This is a genomic window from Chitinophaga sp. G7 BAM 1005, assembly GCF_057126945.1.
Map to the genome: position 1 here is coordinate 6,050,592 of NZ_CP181478.1, position 21,260 is coordinate 6,071,851.

Annotated in this window: 22 protein-coding genes; 8 read left to right on the forward strand and 14 right to left on the reverse strand. The window is 46.0% G+C overall.

What is annotated here, in order from left to right:
• Positions 1-112: 112 nt before the first annotated feature.
• The 4 genes from ACMXI2_RS24250 to ACMXI2_RS24265 all read right to left on the reverse strand — a co-directional run bounded on the left by ACMXI2_RS24250 (position 113) and on the right by ACMXI2_RS24265 (position 3,046).
• Positions 113-724 (reverse strand): fumarylacetoacetate hydrolase family protein, encoded by a 612-nt coding sequence (locus ACMXI2_RS24250; protein WP_079470845.1) that lies wholly within the window; start codon positions 722-724, stop codon positions 113-115.
• A 53-nt stretch (positions 725-777) separates the two neighbouring features.
• Positions 778-1,359, reverse strand: coding sequence for an aminoacyl-tRNA hydrolase (gene pth, locus ACMXI2_RS24255; RefSeq protein ID WP_483778569.1), 582 nt, complete (start codon positions 1,357-1,359; stop codon positions 778-780).
• An 87-nt stretch (positions 1,360-1,446) separates the two neighbouring features.
• Positions 1,447-2,037, reverse strand: a complete 591-nt coding sequence (locus tag ACMXI2_RS24260; RefSeq protein ID WP_079470847.1) for a 50S ribosomal protein L25 — start codon at positions 2,035-2,037, stop codon at positions 1,447-1,449.
• A gap of 40 nt (positions 2,038-2,077) precedes the next feature.
• Positions 2,078-3,046 carry a ribose-phosphate pyrophosphokinase gene (locus ACMXI2_RS24265; RefSeq protein ID WP_483778570.1) on the reverse strand — a complete coding sequence of 323 codons (969 nt, stop codon included), beginning with the start codon at positions 3,044-3,046 and terminating at the stop codon, positions 2,078-2,080.
• Between the two features lie 275 nt (positions 3,047-3,321).
• Here ACMXI2_RS24265 and radC point away from each other — a divergent pair, with 275 nt between their 5' ends.
• Positions 3,322-4,029, forward strand: a complete 708-nt coding sequence (gene radC, locus ACMXI2_RS24270; protein WP_079470849.1) for a RadC family protein — start codon at positions 3,322-3,324, stop codon at positions 4,027-4,029.
• 46 nt (positions 4,030-4,075) lie between these two features.
• Positions 4,076-5,062, forward strand: a complete 987-nt coding sequence (locus ACMXI2_RS24275; protein WP_483778571.1) for a Gfo/Idh/MocA family protein — start codon at positions 4,076-4,078, stop codon at positions 5,060-5,062.
• Positions 5,063-5,226: 164 nt separating this feature from the next.
• Here ACMXI2_RS24275 and ACMXI2_RS24280 read toward each other — a convergent pair whose 3' ends face one another.
• The 4 genes from ACMXI2_RS24280 to ACMXI2_RS24295 form a co-directional block, all read right to left on the reverse strand.
• On the reverse strand, positions 5,227-5,904 hold the full coding sequence (locus ACMXI2_RS24280) for a 2-C-methyl-D-erythritol 4-phosphate cytidylyltransferase (protein WP_483778572.1): 678 nt from the start codon (positions 5,902-5,904) through the stop codon (positions 5,227-5,229).
• 66 nt (positions 5,905-5,970) lie between these two features.
• A complete protein-coding gene (gene queA / locus ACMXI2_RS24285; RefSeq protein WP_079470851.1) occupies positions 5,971-7,020 on the reverse strand; it encodes a tRNA preQ1(34) S-adenosylmethionine ribosyltransferase-isomerase QueA in 1,050 nt (349 codons plus the stop codon).
• Between the two features lie 98 nt (positions 7,021-7,118).
• Complete coding sequence (locus tag ACMXI2_RS24290) at positions 7,119-8,867, reverse strand: ABC transporter ATP-binding protein (protein ID WP_483778573.1); 1,749 nt, start codon at positions 8,865-8,867, stop codon at positions 7,119-7,121.
• A 20-nt stretch (positions 8,868-8,887) separates the two neighbouring features.
• Positions 8,888-9,658 carry an AMP nucleosidase gene (locus ACMXI2_RS24295; RefSeq protein WP_483778574.1) on the reverse strand — a complete coding sequence of 257 codons (771 nt, stop codon included), beginning with the start codon at positions 9,656-9,658 and terminating at the stop codon, positions 8,888-8,890.
• A 94-nt stretch (positions 9,659-9,752) separates the two neighbouring features.
• On the opposite strand from ACMXI2_RS24295, the gene ACMXI2_RS24300 reads away from it, so the two are divergent.
• Positions 9,753-10,196, forward strand: a complete 444-nt coding sequence (locus ACMXI2_RS24300; RefSeq protein WP_483778575.1) for a type I restriction enzyme HsdR N-terminal domain-containing protein — start codon at positions 9,753-9,755, stop codon at positions 10,194-10,196.
• Between the two features lie 244 nt (positions 10,197-10,440).
• Here the strand turns inward: ACMXI2_RS24300 and ACMXI2_RS24305 are convergent, their stop codons facing one another.
• From ACMXI2_RS24305 to ACMXI2_RS24320, 4 genes are all read right to left on the reverse strand, one after another.
• Complete coding sequence (locus ACMXI2_RS24305) at positions 10,441-11,859, reverse strand: Glu/Leu/Phe/Val family dehydrogenase (RefSeq protein WP_483778576.1); 1,419 nt, start codon at positions 11,857-11,859, stop codon at positions 10,441-10,443.
• Positions 11,860-11,906: 47 nt separating this feature from the next.
• Positions 11,907-12,143, reverse strand: a complete 237-nt coding sequence (locus tag ACMXI2_RS24310) for a CcmD family protein (RefSeq protein ID WP_483778577.1) — start codon at positions 12,141-12,143, stop codon at positions 11,907-11,909.
• Positions 12,140-12,802 (reverse strand): cytochrome c biogenesis protein CcsA, encoded by a 663-nt coding sequence (gene ccsA, locus ACMXI2_RS24315; RefSeq protein ID WP_483778578.1) that lies wholly within the window; start codon positions 12,800-12,802, stop codon positions 12,140-12,142. Before ccsA ends, ACMXI2_RS24310 begins: the two co-directional genes overlap by 4 nt.
• A gap of 145 nt (positions 12,803-12,947) precedes the next feature.
• The gene (locus tag ACMXI2_RS24320) at positions 12,948-13,616 is read right to left on the reverse strand and encodes a heme exporter protein CcmB (RefSeq protein WP_079470858.1); all 669 of its coding nucleotides are present in this window, start codon (positions 13,614-13,616) and stop codon (positions 12,948-12,950) included.
• 125 nt (positions 13,617-13,741) lie between these two features.
• On the opposite strand from ACMXI2_RS24320, the gene accC reads away from it, so the two are divergent.
• Together accC and ACMXI2_RS24330 are read left to right on the forward strand one after the other, a co-directional pair.
• Positions 13,742-15,232, forward strand: coding sequence for an acetyl-CoA carboxylase biotin carboxylase subunit (gene accC, locus ACMXI2_RS24325; protein ID WP_483778580.1), 1,491 nt, complete (start codon positions 13,742-13,744; stop codon positions 15,230-15,232).
• Positions 15,233-15,309: 77 nt separating this feature from the next.
• Positions 15,310-15,792 (forward strand): GtrA family protein, encoded by a 483-nt coding sequence (locus ACMXI2_RS24330; RefSeq protein WP_483778581.1) that lies wholly within the window; start codon positions 15,310-15,312, stop codon positions 15,790-15,792.
• A gap of 35 nt (positions 15,793-15,827) precedes the next feature.
• Here the strand turns inward: ACMXI2_RS24330 and ACMXI2_RS24335 are convergent, their stop codons facing one another.
• Positions 15,828-16,397 (reverse strand): thymidine kinase, encoded by a 570-nt coding sequence (locus ACMXI2_RS24335; RefSeq protein WP_079470861.1) that lies wholly within the window; start codon positions 16,395-16,397, stop codon positions 15,828-15,830.
• 90 nt (positions 16,398-16,487) lie between these two features.
• On the opposite strand from ACMXI2_RS24335, the gene ACMXI2_RS24340 reads away from it, so the two are divergent.
• Entirely contained in the window at positions 16,488-17,468 is a 981-nt protein-coding gene (locus ACMXI2_RS24340; RefSeq protein ID WP_483778582.1) for a hypothetical protein, read from the forward strand.
• Here ACMXI2_RS24340 and ACMXI2_RS24345 read toward each other — a convergent pair.
• Positions 17,438-18,700: a 3-deoxy-D-manno-octulosonic acid transferase gene (locus tag ACMXI2_RS24345; RefSeq protein WP_483778583.1), complete on the reverse strand. Its 1,263-nt coding sequence runs from the start codon at positions 18,698-18,700 to the stop codon at positions 17,438-17,440. The two genes, ACMXI2_RS24340 and ACMXI2_RS24345, sit on opposite strands and share 31 nt — an antisense overlap.
• Before the next feature lie 109 nt (positions 18,701-18,809).
• Between ACMXI2_RS24345 and ACMXI2_RS24350 the strand changes: the two genes are divergently transcribed.
• A complete protein-coding gene (locus ACMXI2_RS24350; RefSeq protein WP_483778584.1) occupies positions 18,810-19,937 on the forward strand; it encodes a DegT/DnrJ/EryC1/StrS family aminotransferase in 1,128 nt (375 codons plus the stop codon).
• Between the two features lie 9 nt (positions 19,938-19,946).
• Positions 19,947-21,260 (forward strand): UDP-glucose dehydrogenase family protein, encoded by a 1,314-nt coding sequence (locus tag ACMXI2_RS24355; RefSeq protein ID WP_483778585.1) that lies wholly within the window; start codon positions 19,947-19,949, stop codon positions 21,258-21,260.

The following is a 21,260-nucleotide window of genomic DNA, read 5'->3' on the forward strand; positions in this document are numbered from 1 at the left end:
GAGATAGAAGCGGATATATTCGCTCTTATCTCCCTTAATCCTTTATAAAATCCAAAAAATAAAATCAGTATAATCAGCGTAATCCTGAGAAAGACAAAATCCGCGGCGATCCCTACTTAACAGAAAACTCCAGCAGGCTGTCATTTTCAATAAATGCCTCGAAGTCGTCTCCTATTTCTGTAGGTCCTACGCCGGCCGGGGTGCCGGTAAAAATGAGGTCTCCGATGTTCAGGGTAAAGAAGCGGGAAATGTAAGCCACCAGGAAATCAAAAGAAAACAAAAGATCCTGTGTATTACCCGATTGCGCCAACGCCTTGTTTTTATACAGGCAGAAATTGATATCTTTTTTATCCATTTCAGGGGTAATAGGTATGAAATTACCCACTACAGCAGAGTTATCGAAAGCTTTGGCTATTTCCCAGGGTAACCCCTTCGCCTTTTGCTTATCCTGCAGATCCCGGGCCGTAAAATCGATCCCTACGGAGATATGATCGTAGTATTTATCTGCAAATTTCTCCTGGATATGTTTACCGTTCTTGCTTACTCTGAGTACCAGTTCGCATTCGTAGTGCAGGTTGGTGGTAAATTCCGGGTAATAGAACGGGTGACCATTTTGCAGCAATGCATTCTTTGGTTTCATAAATAACACCGGTTCTGTAGGCACCTCATTCTTCAGCTCTTTGGCATGGTCGGCATAATTCCTGCCTACGCAAATAATTTTCATAATGCGTTTGTTTTAAGGTATAAAAAAAACAGATAGGAATCAGATGAACAAATTTATTTCGCAGACGGGAAGGTTAGTTTATTACTGTCGTTCATGGTACGGGCAATGCCTATACTGGCAAAACTTTCAATGATATCCGAACATTTCCATATTTTCTCTTCTACGATTCGTTCTTCTGTATTTTTCCATTTACTGAGTACAAACTCCACCTGGCGGCCTTTGGGATAATTATTACCTACCCCGAAGCGTAAGCGTGGATACTGATTGGTACCCAGGGATTCCTGGATGCTTTTCAGCCCGTTATGCCCGGCATCGCTGCCACCGGGGCGTAAGCGGAGTACATCCAGCGGAAGGGCCAGGTCATCGAGGATCACGAGCAGGTTTTCCACGGGGATCTTTTCCTTATCCAGCCAGTATTTGATAGCCCTGCCGCTCAGGTTCATGTAGGTAGTAGGCTTAATAACAATAAATGTTTTCCCTTTCCACTTACATTCCGCCACATCGGCCAGGCGGTCGTTCCTGAAAGTAGCTTTATGCCTGGCAACAAAATCATCTACCACATCAAACCCTATATTATGACGGGTATGCCGGTATTCCTCGCCGATATTGCCTAATCCTGCTATTAAGTATTTCATACGGGTCGTTTTCGTACCTGGAGATTTCCAAAATTAAAAAGCCCCTCTAAAAGTAGAGAGGCTTTTTGGAAAAATATATCTAAAAGATTATTTCTTTTTAGCATCTTTTTCAGCAGTTGCTTCTTCCTGACGCAGCTGACGGGTCATTACCACAGAAGCGATAGGAATACGCGGAGAATTGGTGATTTCAACACCTTCAATTTTCACATCTTCTACACGGATGTTTGCGTTCAGTTCCAGGTTATCGATGTTAACTTCGATATTCTCCACCAGGTGCTTAGGTAAAGCTTTCACTTTCAGCGCTTTCAGTTTACTAACCAGTTTACCACCGGCTTTAACACCAACAGAAGAACCAACCAGTTTAATGGGAATGGTAACAGCTACCTGTTTGTCTTCGACCAGTTCCATGAAATCGATGTGAGCAAGTGCATCAGTAACTACATCAAACTGCATATCTTTCAATACGCATCTGTAAGTTTTAGCACCCAGTTTAATTTCTGCAATCTGGAAAGCTGCAGTGTAAACCAGTGTTTTGAATGCTTTGGCAGGAGCTGAAAAATTAACAGTTTCTGCACCCCCGTAAATAACGCAAGGCACTTGTTCCTCAGAACGGATCTGGCGGGTGGCTTTTTTGCCGAATTCGCTCCTGAGTTGTCCTTCGATGGTTATTGTGTTCATTGTTTAGACAATTTATATTGATGATTAAAATACTATGTTATCAATCTCCCCGGCGGTGGCTGTGAATAAACAGGCTGGTGATCGATTTGTTTTCGTGCATATTACGGATGGCTACCGCAAAAAGCTCTGCAACAGATATCACCTTGATCTTGGAACCGGCTCCCTGCGGTTTGATAGGAATGGTATCGCATACCACTATCTCCTGCAGTACTGATTTCTCGATATTTTCGTACGCATTTCCGCTGAAAACGGGATGGGTACAAAATGCACGTACACTTCTGGCGCCTTTCTCCATTAACAGGTTAGCGGCTTTGGAAAGTGTTCCTGCGGTATCACAGATATCATCAATGAGCACAATATCCCTGTTAATCACATCTCCTATCACTACCATAGATGCTATTTCATTGGCGCGTTTACGATGTTTGTCGCAAATAACCATCTCAGCATTAAAGTAAGACGCTACTTCACGTACCCTATTGGTACTACCTACGTCAGGGGACGCAAAGGTAAGATTTTCCAGCTTTAAATTCTCTATATAAGGAATAAAAATAGCTGAACTATCCAGATGATCTACCGGGATATCAAAGAATCCCTGGATTTGCGGTGCATGCAAGTCCATAGTTATCACCCTGTTAGCCCCTGCGGAAGTCAGCAGATTGGCCACCAGTTTTGAGCCGATAGCCACGCGGGGCTTGTCTTTTCTGTCCTGGCGGGCATATCCGAAATAAGGAATTACCGCGGTAATATAGCCGGCGGAAGCCCGCTTGGCGGCGTCAATCATCAACAGCAGCTCCAGCAGGTTATCTGAAGGTGCGCTGGTTCCCTGGATCAGGAAAACATAATCACCCCGGATACTCTCCAGGAATACAGGCTGGATTTCCCCATCGCTGAATTTCTGAATCTTTACTTTGCCAAGACCGCCATTAAGACCCTTGCCATATTTCTTGGCAATTTTCTCGGCCAATGCCGGATTACTGTTGCCTGTGAAAATTTTTACTGAAGGTTGCATACTAGATACTAGTGGAAAAGAGGTTGCAAAACTAGGATTTTTTGGGAGTACCCGCTTGATTTTTTTCAAATACATATTATATAGATGTTAAAAAACAACTATAATCATCACATTATCATAACGTTTTAAAAGATAATAGGTCCCGAAAAATTCCAATAACGACTGGTATCGAATATAACGATTTTATAATGATCCACTGGAAAAGGAAAAGAAAAATGTGGAGGAAGAAGAGGGTGTCATGATAGGTTCGTATATTTGGACAAATGCAATAAGTCATGTTTGTTGATGTTAACCCGGCTCCCCACCTGGCTATTCATAAGTGGCCTGATAATGAAAAGCCCAGAGAAAAACTGATCAATATCGGCGCTACGGCCCTAAGCGATGCCGAGCTGCTGGCAATCCTGCTGCATACAGGGCATAAAAGCAAATCTGCCCTCGAACTGGCAAAAGAAATCCTGCGCCTGGCTAATAATAATCTCTCCGAACTGGGAAAAATAAACGTAAAAAAGCTGCAAAAACTCCGTGGCGTAGGTTATGCCAAGGCTGTTACCATACTGGCCGCTATGGAGCTGGCCCGCAGGCGGCAAGCCGGTACCATCCATAAAAAAACAGTGATCAACAACGGATCGGATGCAGCCATGTTTTTCAAGCCCATGCTTGCAGATCAGCCCTTTGAAACATTCCATGTCCTGTTTCTCAGCCATGCCAACAAGGTGCTGCATTACCGCCATCTCAGTACCGGCGGCATTACCAGCACCGTAGTAGATCCCCGCATTATTTTCCGGGAAGCACTGGATACGGGCGCCACCAAGTTATTACTCTGCCATAACCATCCCTCCGGCAGTCTCCGCCCCAGCCAGGCCGATCTCCGGATTACCACCAGAATAAAAGATATGGGAATGCTCTTCGATATCCAGGTGATGGACCATATCATTGTGTCCGAAACCGGCTATTACAGCCTTGCGGAAGAAGGGATGATATAAATCCCGAAATGTGTTTTACTTTCGCACATATTTATTCATTTTCCATATGCTCAAAATAGGACTCTTCGGCGTAGGACATTTAGGTAAGATACACCTCTCTCAACTGGCCACTATGAAAGACGTAGAAGTGGTAGGCTTCTATGATCCAAACAATGCAAATGCAACCAGCATCTCCGAGCAATATAATATTCAGCGGTATACCACCGCAGAAGAACTCATACTGTCGGTAGACGCCATTGATATTGTGGCGCCCACTACCCTCCACTTCAAATTATGTGAACTGGCCATCCGCAACGGCAAACACATATTCGTGGAAAAACCCATGACCAATACGATGGATGAAGCCAAAACACTGGTTAAACTGGTGGAAGAAGCAAATATTAAATTCCAGGTAGGCCATGTGGAAAGATTCAATCCTGCTTATCTCGCACTCAGGGGATATGACCTCAAACCCATGTTTATTGAAGTACACCGCCTGGCAGAATTCAATCCACGTGGTACAGATGTAAGCGTTATCCTCGATCTCATGATCCATGATATCGATATCGTGCTGAGCATCGTAAAATCTACCGTGAGCCGCATCTCCGCCAGCGGGGTAGCTGTGATGAGCGACACACCGGATATCGCCAACGTACGCATCGAATTCCATAATGGTTGTGTTGCCAATCTTACTTCCAGCCGCATTTCCCTGAAAAAGATGCGCAAAATGCGCCTCTTCCAGAAAGATGCTTACATCGGTATCGATTTCCTTGATAAAAAAACAGAGATCATCAAGCTCAAAACACCGGAAGACGAAGGTTTATTCACCCTGGATATTGAAACTAACAGCGGCAGAAAAACCATCGCCATCGATAACCCGGAAATAAAACAATCCAATGCTATCCGTATGGAGCTGGAAATGTTCCGCGACAGCATCCTGCAAAATAAACCGGTAGCCGTAAACGCTATCGATGGCCTGCAGGCAATGGATGTAGCCCACCAGATCCTGGCAAAAATAAATAAGGGTCTGTCTGAAACAGCCTCCGCTAAATAATTATTACGCGTAACCAAAGCCGCTGTCGGTCCGTTTTCATATAGCAACAACCATTTATGAAACGAAGCATTTTTATGCTGACAGCGGCGTTACTCACCGCAAAAGCAAGGGCAGCAGGATTTACCAGATAACTCCATTTTCGTATACCCGCGTCCGGTAGATGGTTATCCCCGCTCCCGCAGCAACACCTCTGCAATAGCAAGATCCAGTGGTTTCGTAATTTTGATATTGGATTCTTCTCCCGGCAGCAGATACACGGGATGCCCCAGCCGTTCCACTACGGTGGCTTCATCCGTAAACAACGGATCATAGGGCAGTTCAAAGGCAGGCAGGATTAATTCAGAAAGAAAAGTTTGCGGGGTCTGGATAATCCGGAAACGGTCGCGGTCCACAGCGGCATTGTTACTGCCTGATATCTCCCGGATACTATCTTTCATATCAATCACCGGGATAGCACTGCCATGAATAAGCGCGGCATCATAACAGGCACGGATCAACGTAGTGGATACCAGCGGACGCACCCCGTCGTGTACAAATACTACAGCCGGGTGTTTCACCTGCTGCAATCCGTTCTGTACGGAATGAAAGCGGGTATTTCCCCCTTTTATGATGGTGATGTCCGGTAGTTTATCAAAAGCCTGCAGGATGTGGTTGGCAAGAGTGAAATGGGCTTCAGGAAGCACCAGCACAATTTCCATATCAGGAAAGGCAGCCGCGAAAGCGGCAATGGTGTGGTACAATACAGGTTTACCGGATAGCTCCAGGAACTGTTTGGGAACAGCGCTCTGCATCCGGGTACCGGACCCGCCGGCAACTATGATAGCAACTTTTTTATATTCCATATAAAAAGATCGGGGATTTTCTTATCCAGCAGGCTGAATAAGAAAATCCCCGAAAATGCTTTGTAATTAAACGATCAGCATGGCATCGCCATAGCTGAAGAAACGGTATTTCTCTTTAATCGCCTGCTGATAAGCCTCCATGATCAGATCATATCCCGCAAAAGCGCAGGTCATGATGAGCAGGCTGGTTTTTGGCAGGTGGAAGTTTGTTACCAATGCATTTGGAATAGCAAAATCATACGGCGGATGAATGAACGTGTTAGTCCATCCTTCAGCTGCTTTCAGGTGGTTTTGCGCAGTTACGGAAGATTCTACGGCACGTACAGAGGTAGTACCAATAGCGCAGATCTTGCGGTTCTCTTCTTTCGCTTTGTTTACCACTTTCACTGCGTGTTCTTCAATGTGAAAATACTCCGCGTCCATTTTGTGTTTGCTCAGGTCTTCTACTTCAATAGGGCGGAAAGTACCTAAACCTGTGTGCAGCGTTACTTCTGCAAACTTAACACCTTTAATTTCCAGACGTTTGATCAACTCACGGCTGAAGTGCAAACCTGCAGTAGGTGCAGCTACAGCGCCTTCGTACTTGGCATACACCGTCTGATAACGCTCTTTATCTTCATCTTCCGGTTTACGTTTGATATACTTAGGCAACGGCGTTTCTCCCAGCTGATCAAGCACCTGTTTGAATTCTTCGTCATTACCTTCGAATAAGAAACGGATGGTACGGCCTCTTGAAGTAGTATTATCAATTACCTCTGCTACCAGCGTCTCGTCGTCGCCAAAATACAATTTGTTGCCTACACGGATTTTACGCGCCGGGTCAACAATTACATCCCACAGGCGGTTTTGCTTGTTCAGCTCACGCAGCAGGAATACTTCAATTTTTGCTCCTGTTTTTTCTTTACGGCCATATAACCTTGCAGGAAACACCTTTGTATTGTTCACAATCATTACATCCTTGTCGTTGAAATAACCGAGGATGTCTTTGAATACTTTGTGCTCAATTTTGCCGGTATTGCGATGTACCACCATTAAACGTGATTCATCTCTTGTCTTGGTAGGGTGCTGGGCGATCAGATTTAAAGGAAGATCGAATTTGAACTGTGATAGTTTCATATTACGGTATGAATAATTTTTAGAGGTGCAAAGTTACCGATTATTATCTACATCATCAAAAAATGATATATAATTCATAACAATCAGGTAATTATATATTAAATTCCTTTTGGAATAGCTGCTATCAGTTGTTGGGTATATGGATTTTCCGGGTAATTATACACCTTGTCGGCTGCCCCCTGTTCTACAATTTTTCCTTTCTGCATAACCATCATCCGGTCGCTGATAAACCTTACCACGGAAAGATCGTGCGAAATAAAAATACAGGTAAAGCCCAGTTCTTCCCTTAAACGGATCAGCAGGTTCAGCACCTGCGCCTGCACGCTTACATCCAGCGCCGCCACCGACTCATCACAGATAATAAAAGATGGCTCCACCGCCAGCGCGCGCGCTATTACAATCCGCTGGCGCTGTCCGCCGGAAAACTCGTGCGGATAACGGTTAAAATGTTCGGGCAACAGGTTTACCTTCTCCAGCAATTCCAGCACCTTTGCTTTTTGCTGCCGCTCCGTGCCATACAGCCCGTGAACCTTCATCGGCTCCAGGATAGCTGCCCCAATGGTTTTCCGCGGATTCAGCGAAGCATAAGGGTCCTGGAAAATCAGCTGCATATCCTTCCGCAGCGCCCGCATCCCGCCGGCCGACAAACTTCGTATATCCTGCCCCTTATAAATAATGCTTCCTTCCGTTGGCGCTGCCAATCTTAACAGCGACCGGCCCAGCGTGGTTTTACCACAACCCGATTCGCCCACCAGCCCCAACGTTTCACCGGTAATTACCCGGAAACTCACATCATCTACCGCTTTAGCCCATTGCAGTACTTTGCCGGTGATGCTCCTTTTCACAGGAAACCAGGTTTTCAGCTGATGTACCTCCAGTAACGGCGCTGCTGCCGCCAGCTGTTGCTCCCGCAGGCGAAGGGCTGTTTCAGGAATTACCAGCGACTGCATCACATCCCGGATGGCGCCGGATTTTTCGTGTATCTGTCCCCGTGAGTCTGTCTCCATAAAATCACGGATCACAGGCAATCTTACCAAACGTTTATCCAACGGGGGCCGGCAGGCCAGCAATCCCTTTGTGTACGGATGTTGAGGGCGCAGAAACACGTCTCTTACTGTTCCTTCTTCCACAATATTCCCTTTATACATCACCACTACCCTTTCCGCTATTTCCGCTACCACGCCTAAATCGTGTGTAATAAAAATAACACTCATCCCCATCTGCTGCTGTAGTTCGCGGAGTAGCTCCAGTATTGCCTTCTGCACGGTAACATCCAATGCTGTAGTGGGTTCGTCGGCAATCAGCAGGCGGGGATGACAGGAGATAGCCATCGCTATCATAACCCGCTGTTTCTGTCCGCCGGAAATTTCGTGGGGATAACGATCCATGATCCCGGCAGGATCAGGCAGTTTTACCTTTCCGAAAAGCGCGATCACCTCGTTCCGTGCGGCTTTACGGCTTACGCCGGTATGCAAACGGATGGCCTCCGCCACCTGCTCTCCGCAGGTATGCAGGGGATTCAGCGCCGTCATGGGTTCCTGAAAAATCATGGCAATTTCGTTGCCCCGGTAGCTACGCATGGTAGCATCGGGCAACTGCAGCAGGTTAACTGCTGTTTCATCTGCTGCCTGGTAAAGGATCTGTCCACCGGAAATGGTACCAGGCATATCAATAAGTCGCATGAGCGAAAGGGCGGTAACGGATTTTCCGGACCCGGATTCTCCTACTACGCCTATAATTTCACCCTTGCCTATGGAAAGGGAAATCTGATTAACAGCTGTTGTTGTTGTTTGTCCGGACCTGAAAGTTACCTCCAGGTCCTGTATCTCTATCCGCGTGGAAAGCATACCCGGAAGATACAACAATTCTAAAAACGCAGATGCTTCACGGTCTGGTGACTTTCAATCAGCTTCTGTAAGGAGTCGATTCCCACTTTAAGATGGCGTTCCACAAATTTGGTGGTCACCTTTTTGTCGCTTTCTTCCGTTTTTACGCCTTCTGGCACCATTGGCTGATCGGATACCAGCAATAAAGCGCCTGTGGGTATCTTGTTAAAAAAACCAACAGAAAAGATAGTGGCTGTTTCCATATCCACGGCCATTGCCCTTATTTTTTCCAGGTATTGTTTAAATACGGCATCATGCTCCCATACGCGCCTGTTGGTGGTATAACAGGTGCCGGTCCAGTAATCGTAACCGGAATCGCGGATAGTGGTGGAAATGGCCTTCTGCAAAGCAAATGCAGGCAGTGCAGGTACTTCCGGCGGAAAATAATCGGTGCTGGTACCTTCCCCGCGGATAGCGGCGATAGGCAGTATCAGGTCGCCGATGTTATTCTTCTTTTTTAATCCGCCGCACTTTCCAAGAAATAACACCGCTTTCGGGGAGATGGCAGACAACAGGTCCATCACGGTAGCAGCACCCGGACTTCCCATACCAAAGTTGATAATGGTAATGTCGCCGGCAGTAGCACACTGCATAGGACGGCCTGCACCAACGATTTCCACGTTGTTCCATTCGGCAAACATTGTTACGTAATTACTGAAGTTGGTGAGGAGGATGTGGGAGCCAAATTGATCCAGTTTCTCACCCGTGTAGCGGGGCAGCCAGTTAGCTACAATTTCGTCTTTTGTCTTCATAGCTTTTTGACAAGCAAATATAAGGTTTTGTTCGCTAACCTCAATATTATCCTAATGTAACTATCTTCGCAACAGTATTAAAATCAGTTATATCTTGATCGCTATCAGCTTCCCCCCACCCGATTTTAAAATTATAAAAGAAGGCAGCAAAGAACTCATCTTTGACCGCTTCCGTAAGAAATATGTGGTACTCACGCCGGAAGAGTGGGTAAGACAAAACTTTCTGAATTACCTGGTAAAAGTGCTGGAATATCCTGCTTCCCTGATAGGTATTGAAAAGGAAATTTTTTTGGGAGAGATGAAAAAGCGATACGACATCGTGATCTACAACCGTGCAACACAACCCTGGATGCTGGTGGAATGTAAAGAAATGAATGTACCGCTCACCGAGCATACTATGCAGCAGGTGATCCGCTATAACATGGTGATCCCGGCTACCTACCTGGTGATCACCAACGGTGTGAACACCTTTTGCGGTAATTATGTGGCGGCTGAAAATAAATGGCGGTTCCTGCATGAGTTGCCGGGGTTTGGCTAAGAGCGCCTTCGGCGCTGGAAATTGTCTTGGAGCAGGATTACGCTGATTAACCGTGATTTTAAGGATTTGATCACTTTTGATTTTTAAAAGATTTGGGGAGATATAAGCGGATATATTCGCTTTTATCTCCCCAAAATATTTAATCAAAAAAATCAAAAGTGATCAAATCCTTAAAATCACGGTTAATCAGCGTAATCCTGCTCCAAGACAATTTCCAGCGCCGAAGGCGCCCTACGCACTCGCATCAAGGGAAAATACCCAATTGCTCGTAAGCAGCACCAACTTTATTAATGGCTACTACGTAAGCGGCTGTACGCATATCATGGATCTGCGGGTTAGCCATCATTACGTCGCGTACTTCATGGAGTGCAGCGTGCATGGTTTCTTCCAGGCCGGAATATACCAGGTCCACTTCATCCGCACCGTGTGCAATGAATTTTCTTTCTTTATCAGAAACGGTTTTGCCGGTCAGCTCTTCGATGGTTTGCAGGATATGGATGTTCATATTCTCATCGAAGCGTTTGCCCAAACGGCCGTAGCGCACATGGCTGAGGTTTTTCAGCCATTCGAAATAGGAAACGGTTACACCGCCGGCGTTCAGGAACATATCCGGAACAACAATCACCCCTTTCTTATTCAGGATTTCGTCTGCTTCCGGTGTTAAAGGACCATTTGCTGCTTCACCGATGATCTTTGCTTTAACGTTGGGAGCGTTGTGTTTATCAATTACATTTTCCAGGGCAGCAGGGATCAGGATTTCACAATCCAGTTCCAGACCATCTGTATTTTTATTCAGGTTGGTAGCACCGGCGAAGTTTACGATAGAACCGGTCGCTTTTTTGTGCATCAGTACTTCATCAGGATTCATACCCTGTTCGTTATAGATAGCACCATCCCACTCGATCAGGCAAACTACTTTAGCGCCGGCTTCGTGGAAGTATTTGGCAGCGTGATAACCTACGTTACCCATGCCCTGCACAATTACTCTTTTTCCTTCTATACCGGTAGTAAGACCAAGGCGATCCATATCTTCCTTAATGTTACACAGTTCGCGTAAGCCGTAGAATACACCCAAACCGGTTGCTTCGGTACGGCCACGCACACCGCCCTGTGATACAGGTTTACCGGTAACGCAACCATAACCATCTATTTCACCAGGGCGTAAGCTCATGTAAGTATCCAGGATCCAGCTCATTTCTCTTTCGCCGGTGCCGTAGTCAGGAGCAGGAACATCTGTGCCTGGTCCGATAAAGTTTTTCTTCACCAGTTCCGCGGTATAACGACGGGTAATCGCTTCCAGCTGGAAGGGCGTATAGTTGCGGGGGTTGATTTTCAAACCACCTTTGGCACCACCAAACGGTACGTTCACAATGGCGCATTTGTAGGTCATCAGGGATGCCAGTGCCATTACTTCGTCCTGGTTTACTTCATCGCTGAAGCGGATACCACCTTTACAGGGAAGTTTATGATGTGAATGTTGTACGCGGTAAGCTTCAATTACCTGTACAGAATCGCCTATTCTCACCGGGAATTTGATCTGGTAAACGGCGTTGCAGGCCTTGATCTGCTCCAGGATACCTTTGTCCCATTTGGTGAACGCAGCTGCTTTGTCGAAGCTTTTCTCCACACTCTGGAAGAAGCTATAATGCTGATCTTGCGACATAAAAATTATTGTTTTGGTATAACGATTAGATTTTAAACGTTTTTGGGTTACTGGTTTTTATCTTTTTCTTCCAGCTTACCGATCTTTCTGTCCAGATTGATAAGAAATAACACGATTCCCAGGAAGATGATCACTAAAACACCAACGATAACATAAATTTTATCGTTGCTTCGGAAGAATTCGTTGATCGCTCCTTTCTCTGTATCCTGCTGTTGTGCATTTGCCAGTACCGAAATGAATAGCAGGGCCAGGGTCAGGCAAAATGAAAACGCTCTATTGATCATTTAAAAATATTTTTAAGCTGTAATTTCCTATAACGTACTACCAGCGTGAATATCCACACACTCAGCAGGGTCCAGCCGATAAAGGCCGGGTACAACACCAGTTTCATGGAGCCATCGGTATCTTTTGATGCAAAGCCTGGTGTGGTAGCGCTTCCCGGATGCAGGGAATCCACCATGCGGGGGATGATATAGGTTAATGGTATCAGCAATGCGAAGGCAAAAATGTTAAAGACTGCGGATATCCGTGCCCGTTTGTCGAGGTCGTGGATCGACATGCGCAGCACCAGGTAAGCCATGTAGATAAGAATGGCGATGGCCGTACACATCTGTTTGGGATCGTCTGTAAGCGTACCACCCCAGGTATAGGTAGCCCAGAGGGTACCCGTTGCAAAGCCCAATACGCCAAAGAAAGTACCTATTCCGGCAGCGCTGGAGGCGAGTACATCTTTCCTTAAATCATATTTCGACAAATAAAGCAGGGAGTTGACAATAGATATGGTGTACATGGTATACATACATATCCACATCGGTACGTGAAAGAACAATCCGCGGGATGATTGTCCGTTGGTTCCTATTATAGGTATTTTAACAGTGAACCCGGCGATAATTACATATAAAAGAAGCAGTATCGCTAATGCTTTCCACCAATGTCTGGCCATTTTTTAATAGCTATATTCGGGGGCAAACCTACACGTTTTAAACCTAATCACAAAGATTTTCGGGGATTTTAAGTTTATCCAACGGCTGTAATTCCCCGTTAAATATCCTTTACAGAAGTGAGCTTTTTGTTTGATATTTCTAATATCAGTCTTTCCACAAAAAAGGGAAAAGGATCATTGTCAGGGCTATAACCAGTATATCCATTCCCCCTAGTAAGAGAAACATTTTAGGCAGTTCCGGCTGATATACCGTTACAAAGGCAGACAAAGAGATGTTGGCCAGCAGCATGAGCACCGGCATGATCAGCGGAAAGCCCATCACCGCCATCAGGGCGGCATTATGATTAGCCTGGGCCGCAATAGCCGCCAGCATGGTAAACAGCAGGGAGATGCTGGTACCGCCCAATAGCACCATGCCTACAAAATAAACGGGGTTGATGATGGGATTCCCCAGGAAAGCAATACTGCAAACCAATGCAATAATGCTCATGAGGGTCATCAATATCACATTATAGATCAGTTTGGCCGCAATAAAACAACGTGGATTCACCAGGGAATAGAAATACAGGAGCCGGCCCCGGCTTTCCTGCATAAAACTTTTAGCGACCGCATTCACCGCCACAAACAGCTGTATCACCCAGAACAGGGCATTCCATACTTTGTCGTCTGGTCTTCCCATCATCAGGTTGATAACAAAAACAGTAGACACGATATAGAGCAGTACCCCATAAAAAGCATACTGCTGGCGTAATTCCAGTGTAAGATCCTTTTTTACAAGGGTGAATGTCTGATGTATAGGATTGCTTTTTTTCATGATCAGGCGCAAAGATAGTTATTCACAATTAGCTTTCAGCCGTTAGCCATTTTTAAGTATATTTAACCCCTCATTAAAAAATGACATGCCCATAACAAAGGGGCCTTGTTAAAAGCAAACTGCTGATGAAGAAAATTCTGGTTGCCAATCGGGGAGAGATTGCATTACGTATCATGCGTTCTGCGCGTGAAATGGGGATAAAAACAGTGGCGGTATATTCCGAAGCTGATCGTACCATGCCTTTTGTACAATACGCAGATGAAGCCGTTTGCATTGGTCCTGCACCTTCCAGTCAATCTTACCTGCTGGGCGAAAAAATAATTGCCGTGGCGAAAGAGAAAGGAGCGGATGGCATTCACCCGGGGTATGGTTTTTTGAGTGAAAATGCCCGCTTTGCGCAACAGGTAACTGATGCCGGTATTACGTTCATTGGCCCGTCTGCCGCTTCCATTGAGGTAATGGGCAGTAAGCTGGCTGCCAAACAGGCCGCACAGAAATTTGGCGTACCTATGGTGCCTGGCACAGAAACGCCTTTACGCAGTGTGGACGAAGCCAGGGAGGTAGTAAAGAAAACAGGCTTTCCTATCCTGATCAAAGCATCCGCCGGCGGTGGTGGTAAAGGGATGAGGGTGGTAAATACACCTGGAGAACTGGATGAACAGATCAGAATGGCTAAAAGTGAAGCCCTTAGCGCCTTTGGCGACGATGCTGTATTTATAGAGAAGTATGTGGGGTCGCCCCGCCATATAGAAATACAGGTACTGGGCGACCGCCACGGTAACTGCGTATATTTATTTGAAAGGGAGTGTTCTATTCAAAGACGCCATCAGAAGCTGATTGAAGAGGCGCCGTCGTCCTGTCTCACACCGGCTATCCGCGCCGCTATGGGACAATGTGCCGTAGATGTAGCCAAGGCCTGTAACTATTATGGCGCCGGCACCGTAGAATTCCTGGTAGATGAACAACTGAACTTCTACTTCCTGGAAATGAATACCCGCCTGCAGGTGGAGCATCCGGTTACAGAGCTGATCACCGGCCTCGACCTCGTAAAAGAACAGATTAAAATAGCCCGGGGAGAAAAGCTGTCTTTTACCCAGGAAAGCCTGAAAATAAATGGTCATGCTATTGAACTGCGCATCTGCGCGGAAGATCCGGGCAATAACTTTTTGCCGGATACCGGTAAACTGGAAACCTATATCCGTCCGCAGGGTTACGGCGTAAGAGTGGATGACGGATACGAGCAGGGAATGGATATTCCCATCTACTACGATCCTATGATTGCCAAGCTCATCGCCTGGGGCAGCAACCGGGAAGAAGCCCGGCTTCGCCTGATCCGCGCCATTGAAGAATACCAGGTAAAAGGGATCAAAACCACCCTGCCTTTCGGTAAATGGGCATTGCAGCAGCCCGCGTTCATTGAAGGTAATTTCGATACCAACTTTATCAATAAATACTTTACGCCACAGTCGCTGCTTACAAACGAAACAGACATCAATAAACTGGCGGCTATCCTGGCTGCATACGTATGGCAGCAAAACAATATAAATTTACAGGAAGCGGCTGTCAGCAACAATCCACGTGAATCTGCCTGGAAAAAAAGGAATATGTTAAGATAAGCCAAAACAGTTGTTAACTTTCGTTAAAGTGTTTCCGAAAAAACCCGAAAACGCATAACTTTGCGCCAATTTTAATTATGTTACGTAACATCATATTACAGATCCTTCAGTTCTTTTACCAGCCCTTTTCGAAGGTGATGCCCTGGCAAACCTTTCGCTACCTCGCATGTGGCGGGGGCAATACTGTATTGGATATATGCCTGTATTATGTGTGTTATAACTTTGTATTGCACCAGCAGATGGTGCACCTGGGACCGGTTAGTATGAGCGCGCATATCGCCGCCCTCTTCATGTCAATGGCCGTTACCTTTCCCACCGGTTTCCTGCTCAGCAAATATGTAGTATTCTCTGAATCCAATTTACGCGGGCGCGTACAATTGTTCCGTTACTTCATGCTGGTGGGGATCTGTATTGTACTGAACTATTTATTAATGAAGATATTTGTAGATCAGCTACACTTTTATGCCACAGTAGGTAAGATCTGTACTACTGCACTGGTGGTAACTTTCAGCTATCTTACCCAGAAAAAATTTACCTTTAAAGTAAAACAACGGGTATAAGTAAAAGGACGGTCAGTAACCTTCCTTTTACTTTATCATACGTTCTCGTAATAACAGTGCCTGCATCTCGGCTCATACAGATCTTTCTCTCCCAGCAACAACGTTTCTTTCGACGCCGATTTACGGTAAGAGTAATTGGCAATATGACCGCACTTTACACAGATGGCGTGTAACTTCGTAATATAATCTGCCTTTGCCAGCAGGAAGGGCATTTGCCCAAATGGTTTTCCTGTAAAATCCATATCCAGCCCTGCAATGATAACACGTACCCCGCGAAGCGCCAGCTGATCACATACATTCGGTAACTCATCATCAAAAAACTGGGCCTCATCAATACCCACCACATCTACTTCCTGGGCCAGCAGCAGTATTTGCTGGGAATTTTCTATAGGCGTGGAAATGATTTTATTCTCATCATGGGAAGTAATATTTCCTTCATCATACCGGGTATCTACCGCAGGCTTGAATATTTCTACTTTTAAATTGGCGATACGTACCCGTTTGAGCCGGCGGATCAGTTCTTCGGTTTTCCCCGAAAACATAGAGCCGCAAATTACTTCAATCCAGCCCCTCCGCCCTCCTGCAAGAGAAGGTTCAATAAACATATTATACTAATTTGATTACTAATTAATTAAAATATTCTAATTTTATGAAAATAAAATAATTTCTATCACTAACCCGTTAACAATTAAGGCATGGAAAAAATTAATGCATTAATTGAAAAACTACAGGAATTAAAAAATTCCGGGGCTGAGCTTTCTGCAATTTCGTATTACGCGCAATTGCTCCAGGCAGAGGTGCTGCATGCACGTAATAAGCTACATCAGCAACAGGTGCAATCCACCCAGGGAAATATTGCGGTGATCATGCCGGCACAGCAACTGGTAACCGTATCGGCGCCGGCAGCAACTGCGCCGCAAACTACAACATTACCTTCAAATAAACCGGCGGAAGCGCCAGTTGCCACCGCGGAACCTGAAGATATCAACACCCGTGCAGCCAGGCTAAATGATACGCCTACCCGTAACACGGTAGTCCTTACGGAGGATATTAATGGCCGGGCGTCCAGAACGGAGGGAACTTTAACCGGTAAACCGGCTGAAACTCCCAAGCCAGTAGAAACCTCACCAACAGCACCGTTGGAAACGCCTATGGCAGCAGTACCTCCGGCAGCAGACCTGGTACCACCCAAACCGGAACCGGTTGTTACAGCGCAACCTATTCCTACGCTGGCGGTTAATCAGCCTCCCGTGGAAAAACCAAAACCCGCCCAGGCAGCCACCCTGTTTGATGATATACCACCGGTAAAAAATACGGCCCCCGTTACCAACGGCGAGCTTAGAAAAGATCTCAACGAACTTGTTGGCAGCAACGGCACTTCACTGAACGACCGTTTGCGGCAGCAACAGGTAGAGGTGGCGCAGAAAATTGGGGAGATGCCCATTAATGACCTGCGGCAGGCCATTGGCATCAACGAAAAATACCAGTTTATACAGGAGCTGTTCCGGGGCGACCGGGACCTGTACGAACGTTCCATTAAAACCATCAATGAATGTGGTAACCTCCAGGAAGCAGATTACTGGATCCAGCGTGAAATAAAAATCATACAGGGATGGGAAGATGACCATCACCTGGTGCAGCACTTCTATTCGTTGCTCAGAAAGCGTTTCTCCTGAATATAATTTAATACCTTTTGGGTAGCGCCTGTATTGGTAGCTACATAATTTCCGGCGATGGCGGCAGTTTCGGCATAAGCCCCCCTGTCGGCCAGGAGCCGTTCTATCTGTGTGTGGAGATTTCTGTAATTATGTACCACCAATGCGCCTCCCGCTGCCACCAGTTCTATGGCTTCGAAGTATTTTCCAAACTCCGGACCGATGATCACCGGCTTGCTGTAAGCCGCCGGCTCCAGTATGTTATGTATGCCGTCTTTCCCAAAGCCGCCTCCCACGTAGGTAATAGCAGCATAGCGATAGAGGGTGGTGAGCATGCCAATATTATCTATGATCAGTACGTCACCCGGCCTGCTATTCCCGTTCTTCAATGCTGAGAAGCGCTGCGCCCCGGGAAACAATGCCAGCACCGACTGGATATGGTTATCATCAATTTCATGCGGTGCAAGGATCAGTTTTATATCTGTTTCTTCCTTTTCTTTCCACCAGTCGCTCAATACCTTTTCATCGGCAGGCCAGGTACTACCGGCAACGACCAATCGCTTTTCACTGGCAAAAATGGAAATTTCAGGCAATTCCCGGTGTTCATTGAGCAATGCAGCTACCCGGTCGAACCGCGTATCACCGCTGATACTGCTATTTTGCAGCCCGATGCCGCGAAGCAATTGGAGTGACGCTTCATTTTGCACAAAAATATGCGTCAGCTGCTGCAGGAGACCACGGAACATACCGCCATAGCCTTTAAAGAATACCTGGTCGGGGCGGAAGATGCCTGATACCAGCAGTGTAGGAATATTCCGTTGGTGGAGGGTAGTCAGGTAGTGATACCAGAATTCGTATTTTATGAAGATGGCCAGGGCGGGCTGTACAATATCCACGAAATCCCGGGCGTTGCCGCGGGTATCCAGGGGCAGATAACAGACATAATCGGCGCCTTTATAGTCTTTCCGGACTTCATACCCGGAAGGCGAAAAAAAAGTTAACAAAATTTTATACGAGGGCCAGGTAGCACGAATAGCTTCCAGCACCGGCCTTCCCTGCTCAAATTCACCCAGGGAGGCAGCATGGATCCATATTACCGGCTGCGAGCCGATTCCCTCCTTCCGCATACGCGATTTCCAGTGCTGCCGGCCTTCCAGCCAGCGCCTGGCTTTGGTTTTACCTGCCAAAGCGGCCAGATACACTCCCGCTTTATATAACTGAAGCCCTGCATTATAAATTCCTGTTGCTATCATTAGCCTGCGTACTTTTACTTAATTTTCAGCTGAATGCAAAGATAATCCCCAGCCAATCCCAAAATTTGTAAATTTGCACACTTTAAACAAAATAAAAATATACGATCATATGGTTCCTATTCAGATGGTAGACTTGAAACGCCAGTATACGAAGATTAAATCACAGGTAGATGCAGCCATCGGCGAAGTGCTGGATAGTTCCGCTTTTATTAATGGTGGCGCGGTTCAGAAGTTTAGCAGTGAATTGCAGTCGTACCTGAACGTAAAGCATGTGATTCCCTGTGCAAATGGTACGGATGCGCTTCAAATTGCCATGATGGCGCTCGGACTGGAACCAGGCGATGAAGTAATAACCCCCTCATTTACCTTTATAGCTACTGCAGAAGTAATTGCCTTGCTGCAACTGAAGCCTGTTTTTGTGGATGTAGATCCTCAAACATATTGCGTGGATGTAGCTGCCATAGAAAAAGCTATTACTCCTAAAACCAAAGCCATTGTGCCGGTGCATTTGTACGGTCATGTAACGGATATGGAACCATTGATGGCATTAGCAGCAAAACACCGGTTGTATGTAATTGAAGATAATGCACAGGCTATTGGCGCTGACTATACTTTTAGTGACGGTACAAAGAAAAAGGCTGGCACTATTGGTCATATTGGCTGTACCTCTTTCTTCCCTTCCAAAAACCTGGGTTGTTATGGAGATGGCGGTGCAATTTTCACCAACGACGATGAGCTGGCAGCAAAAATCCGCATGGTAGCCAATCACGGGCAGTCGGCACGTTATTACCATGATGTGGTAGGTTGCAACTCCCGTCTCGATTCCGTACAGGCAGCCGTATTACGCATAAAACTTCCATTACTGGATGAATATATTACTGCACGCCGTGCGGTGGCAGATGCTTATGATGCTGCATTTGCAGGTATACCACAGATAACAACACCTTATCGCGCTCCTTACAGTTACCATGTATTTCATCAGTATACACTGCAGTTAAATGGCGCTGATCGAAACGAGCTGCAGCAATACCTGGCTCAAAAAGAGGTGCCCGCAATGATCTATTATCCTGTTCCTGCCCACCGCCAGAAAATGTTCGAGCATTTCGGTGGTGCAGCTTTTAATCTCCCAGTAACCGATGGTCTCACCACAAAGGTGATTTCCTTGCCAATACACACTGAAATGGATCCCGATCAGCTGGAGCATATCATCCAGTCAGTTAAATCATTTTTAAAATAATTACCCCGCATGAAAATTACAGTAGTAGGAACTGGTTATGTTGGTCTTGTAACCGGTACATGTTTTGCCGAAACAGGAAATGATGTCACCTGTGTGGACATTGACGCCAATAAAGTAAAAAAGCTTTCTTCAGGTCAGATTACTATTTATGAGCCTGGGCTGGAAAAACTATTTGAACGCAACCTCAAGGAGGAACGTTTATTCTTTACAACCAGCCTGGAAGAAGGTATTAAAGATGCCGAAGTAATCTTCCTTGCATTACCTACTCCGCCGGGAGCGGACGGAGCTGCAGACCTTTCCTTTGTGCTGAACGTGGCAGCGCACCTGGGTAAAATTATGACAGACTACAAGGTAATTGTAGACAAAAGTACGGTACCGGTGGGTACCGCAGAGAAAGTAACTGCCGCCATCGCACAAAATTGCAAAACCCCGTTTGACGTGGTTTCCAATCCTGAATTTTTGCGTGAAGGTGTAGCAGTAGATGACTTTATGAAACCAGACAGAGTTGTAATTGGTACCATGTCTGAAAGAGCGCGCAAGGTAATGGGAGAACTGTATGCCCCTTTTGTAAGGCAAGGAAATCCTATCCTGTTCATGGATGAAAAATCAGCGGAGCTTACCAAATACGCTGCCAATTCCTTCCTGGCTACAAAGATTTCCTTCATGAATGAAATTGCAATGTTGTGTGAAAAGCTCGGCGCAGATGTAGATATGGTACGCAGGGGTATTGGTAGTGATGACCGCATTGGCAAGCGTTTTCTTTTCCCCGGCATCGGTTACGGCGGCAGCTGCTTTCCGAAAGACGTACAGGCATTGGTAAAATCATCACAGGATGCACAGTATGAATTTAAGATACTGAATGCCGTAATGGATGTAAATGAAAATCAGAAACTATTCCTTCTTCCGAAAATAAAAAGTTTCTTTAAAAATGACCTGAAGGGCAAACACTTTGCACTATGGGGGCTTGCCTTCAAACCTAATACAGATGATATCAGGGAAGCGCCGGCATTGTACATCATTGAAGCACTGCTGGCCGAAGGCGCTACTGTAAGCGTTTTTGATCCGGAAGCTATGGCAAATGTAAAACAGGTGGTGGGAGATAAAATTATTTATGCCGAGCATCAATACACCTGCCTGGAAAACGCAGATGCCCTGATCATTGCTACTGAATGGAGTGTGTTCAGGACTCCTGACTTTCATAAAATTTCAGCCAGTCTTAAAAATCAGGCTATTTTTGACGGCAGAAATCTTTTTGAAGTGTCCCGCATGAAAGAACTTGGCTATCATTATGAAAGTGTAGGGCGTATACCTGCTATTCTGTAA

Excerpts from the sequence above, each read along its gene's own strand:
- ACMXI2_RS24250 (WP_079470845.1), bottom strand. The coding sequence starts at position 724 with ATGAAAATTATTTGCGTAGGCAGGAATTATGCCGACCATGCCAAAGAG.
- pth (WP_483778569.1), bottom strand. The coding sequence starts at position 1,359 with ATGAAATACTTAATAGCAGGATTAGGCAATATCGGCGAGGAATACCGG.
- ACMXI2_RS24260 (WP_079470847.1), bottom strand. The coding sequence starts at position 2,037 with ATGAACACAATAACCATCGAAGGACAACTCAGGAGCGAATTCGGCAAA.
- ACMXI2_RS24265 (WP_483778570.1), bottom strand. The coding sequence starts at position 3,046 with ATGCAACCTTCAGTAAAAATTTTCACAGGCAACAGTAATCCGGCATTG.
- radC (WP_079470849.1), top strand. The coding sequence starts at position 3,322 with ATGTTTGTTGATGTTAACCCGGCTCCCCACCTGGCTATTCATAAGTGG.
- ACMXI2_RS24275 (WP_483778571.1), top strand. The coding sequence starts at position 4,076 with ATGCTCAAAATAGGACTCTTCGGCGTAGGACATTTAGGTAAGATACAC.
- ACMXI2_RS24280 (WP_483778572.1), bottom strand. The coding sequence starts at position 5,904 with ATGGAATATAAAAAAGTTGCTATCATAGTTGCCGGCGGGTCCGGTACC.
- queA (WP_079470851.1), bottom strand. The coding sequence starts at position 7,020 with ATGAAACTATCACAGTTCAAATTCGATCTTCCTTTAAATCTGATCGCC.
- ACMXI2_RS24290 (WP_483778573.1), bottom strand. The coding sequence starts at position 8,867 with ATGCTTTCCACGCGGATAGAGATACAGGACCTGGAGGTAACTTTCAGG.
- ACMXI2_RS24295 (WP_483778574.1), bottom strand. The coding sequence starts at position 9,658 with ATGAAGACAAAAGACGAAATTGTAGCTAACTGGCTGCCCCGCTACACG.
- ACMXI2_RS24305 (WP_483778576.1), bottom strand. The coding sequence starts at position 11,859 with ATGTCGCAAGATCAGCATTATAGCTTCTTCCAGAGTGTGGAGAAAAGC.
- ACMXI2_RS24310 (WP_483778577.1), bottom strand. The coding sequence starts at position 12,143 with ATGATCAATAGAGCGTTTTCATTTTGCCTGACCCTGGCCCTGCTATTC.
- ccsA (WP_483778578.1), bottom strand. The coding sequence starts at position 12,802 with ATGGCCAGACATTGGTGGAAAGCATTAGCGATACTGCTTCTTTTATAT.
- ACMXI2_RS24320 (WP_079470858.1), bottom strand. The coding sequence starts at position 13,616 with ATGAAAAAAAGCAATCCTATACATCAGACATTCACCCTTGTAAAAAAG.
- accC (WP_483778580.1), top strand. The coding sequence starts at position 13,742 with ATGAAGAAAATTCTGGTTGCCAATCGGGGAGAGATTGCATTACGTATC.
- ACMXI2_RS24330 (WP_483778581.1), top strand. The coding sequence starts at position 15,310 with ATGTTACGTAACATCATATTACAGATCCTTCAGTTCTTTTACCAGCCC.
- ACMXI2_RS24335 (WP_079470861.1), bottom strand. The coding sequence starts at position 16,397 with ATGTTTATTGAACCTTCTCTTGCAGGAGGGCGGAGGGGCTGGATTGAA.
- ACMXI2_RS24340 (WP_483778582.1), top strand. The coding sequence starts at position 16,488 with ATGGAAAAAATTAATGCATTAATTGAAAAACTACAGGAATTAAAAAAT.
- ACMXI2_RS24345 (WP_483778583.1), bottom strand. The coding sequence starts at position 18,700 with ATGATAGCAACAGGAATTTATAATGCAGGGCTTCAGTTATATAAAGCG.
- ACMXI2_RS24350 (WP_483778584.1), top strand. The coding sequence starts at position 18,810 with ATGGTTCCTATTCAGATGGTAGACTTGAAACGCCAGTATACGAAGATT.
- ACMXI2_RS24355 (WP_483778585.1), top strand. The coding sequence starts at position 19,947 with ATGAAAATTACAGTAGTAGGAACTGGTTATGTTGGTCTTGTAACCGGT.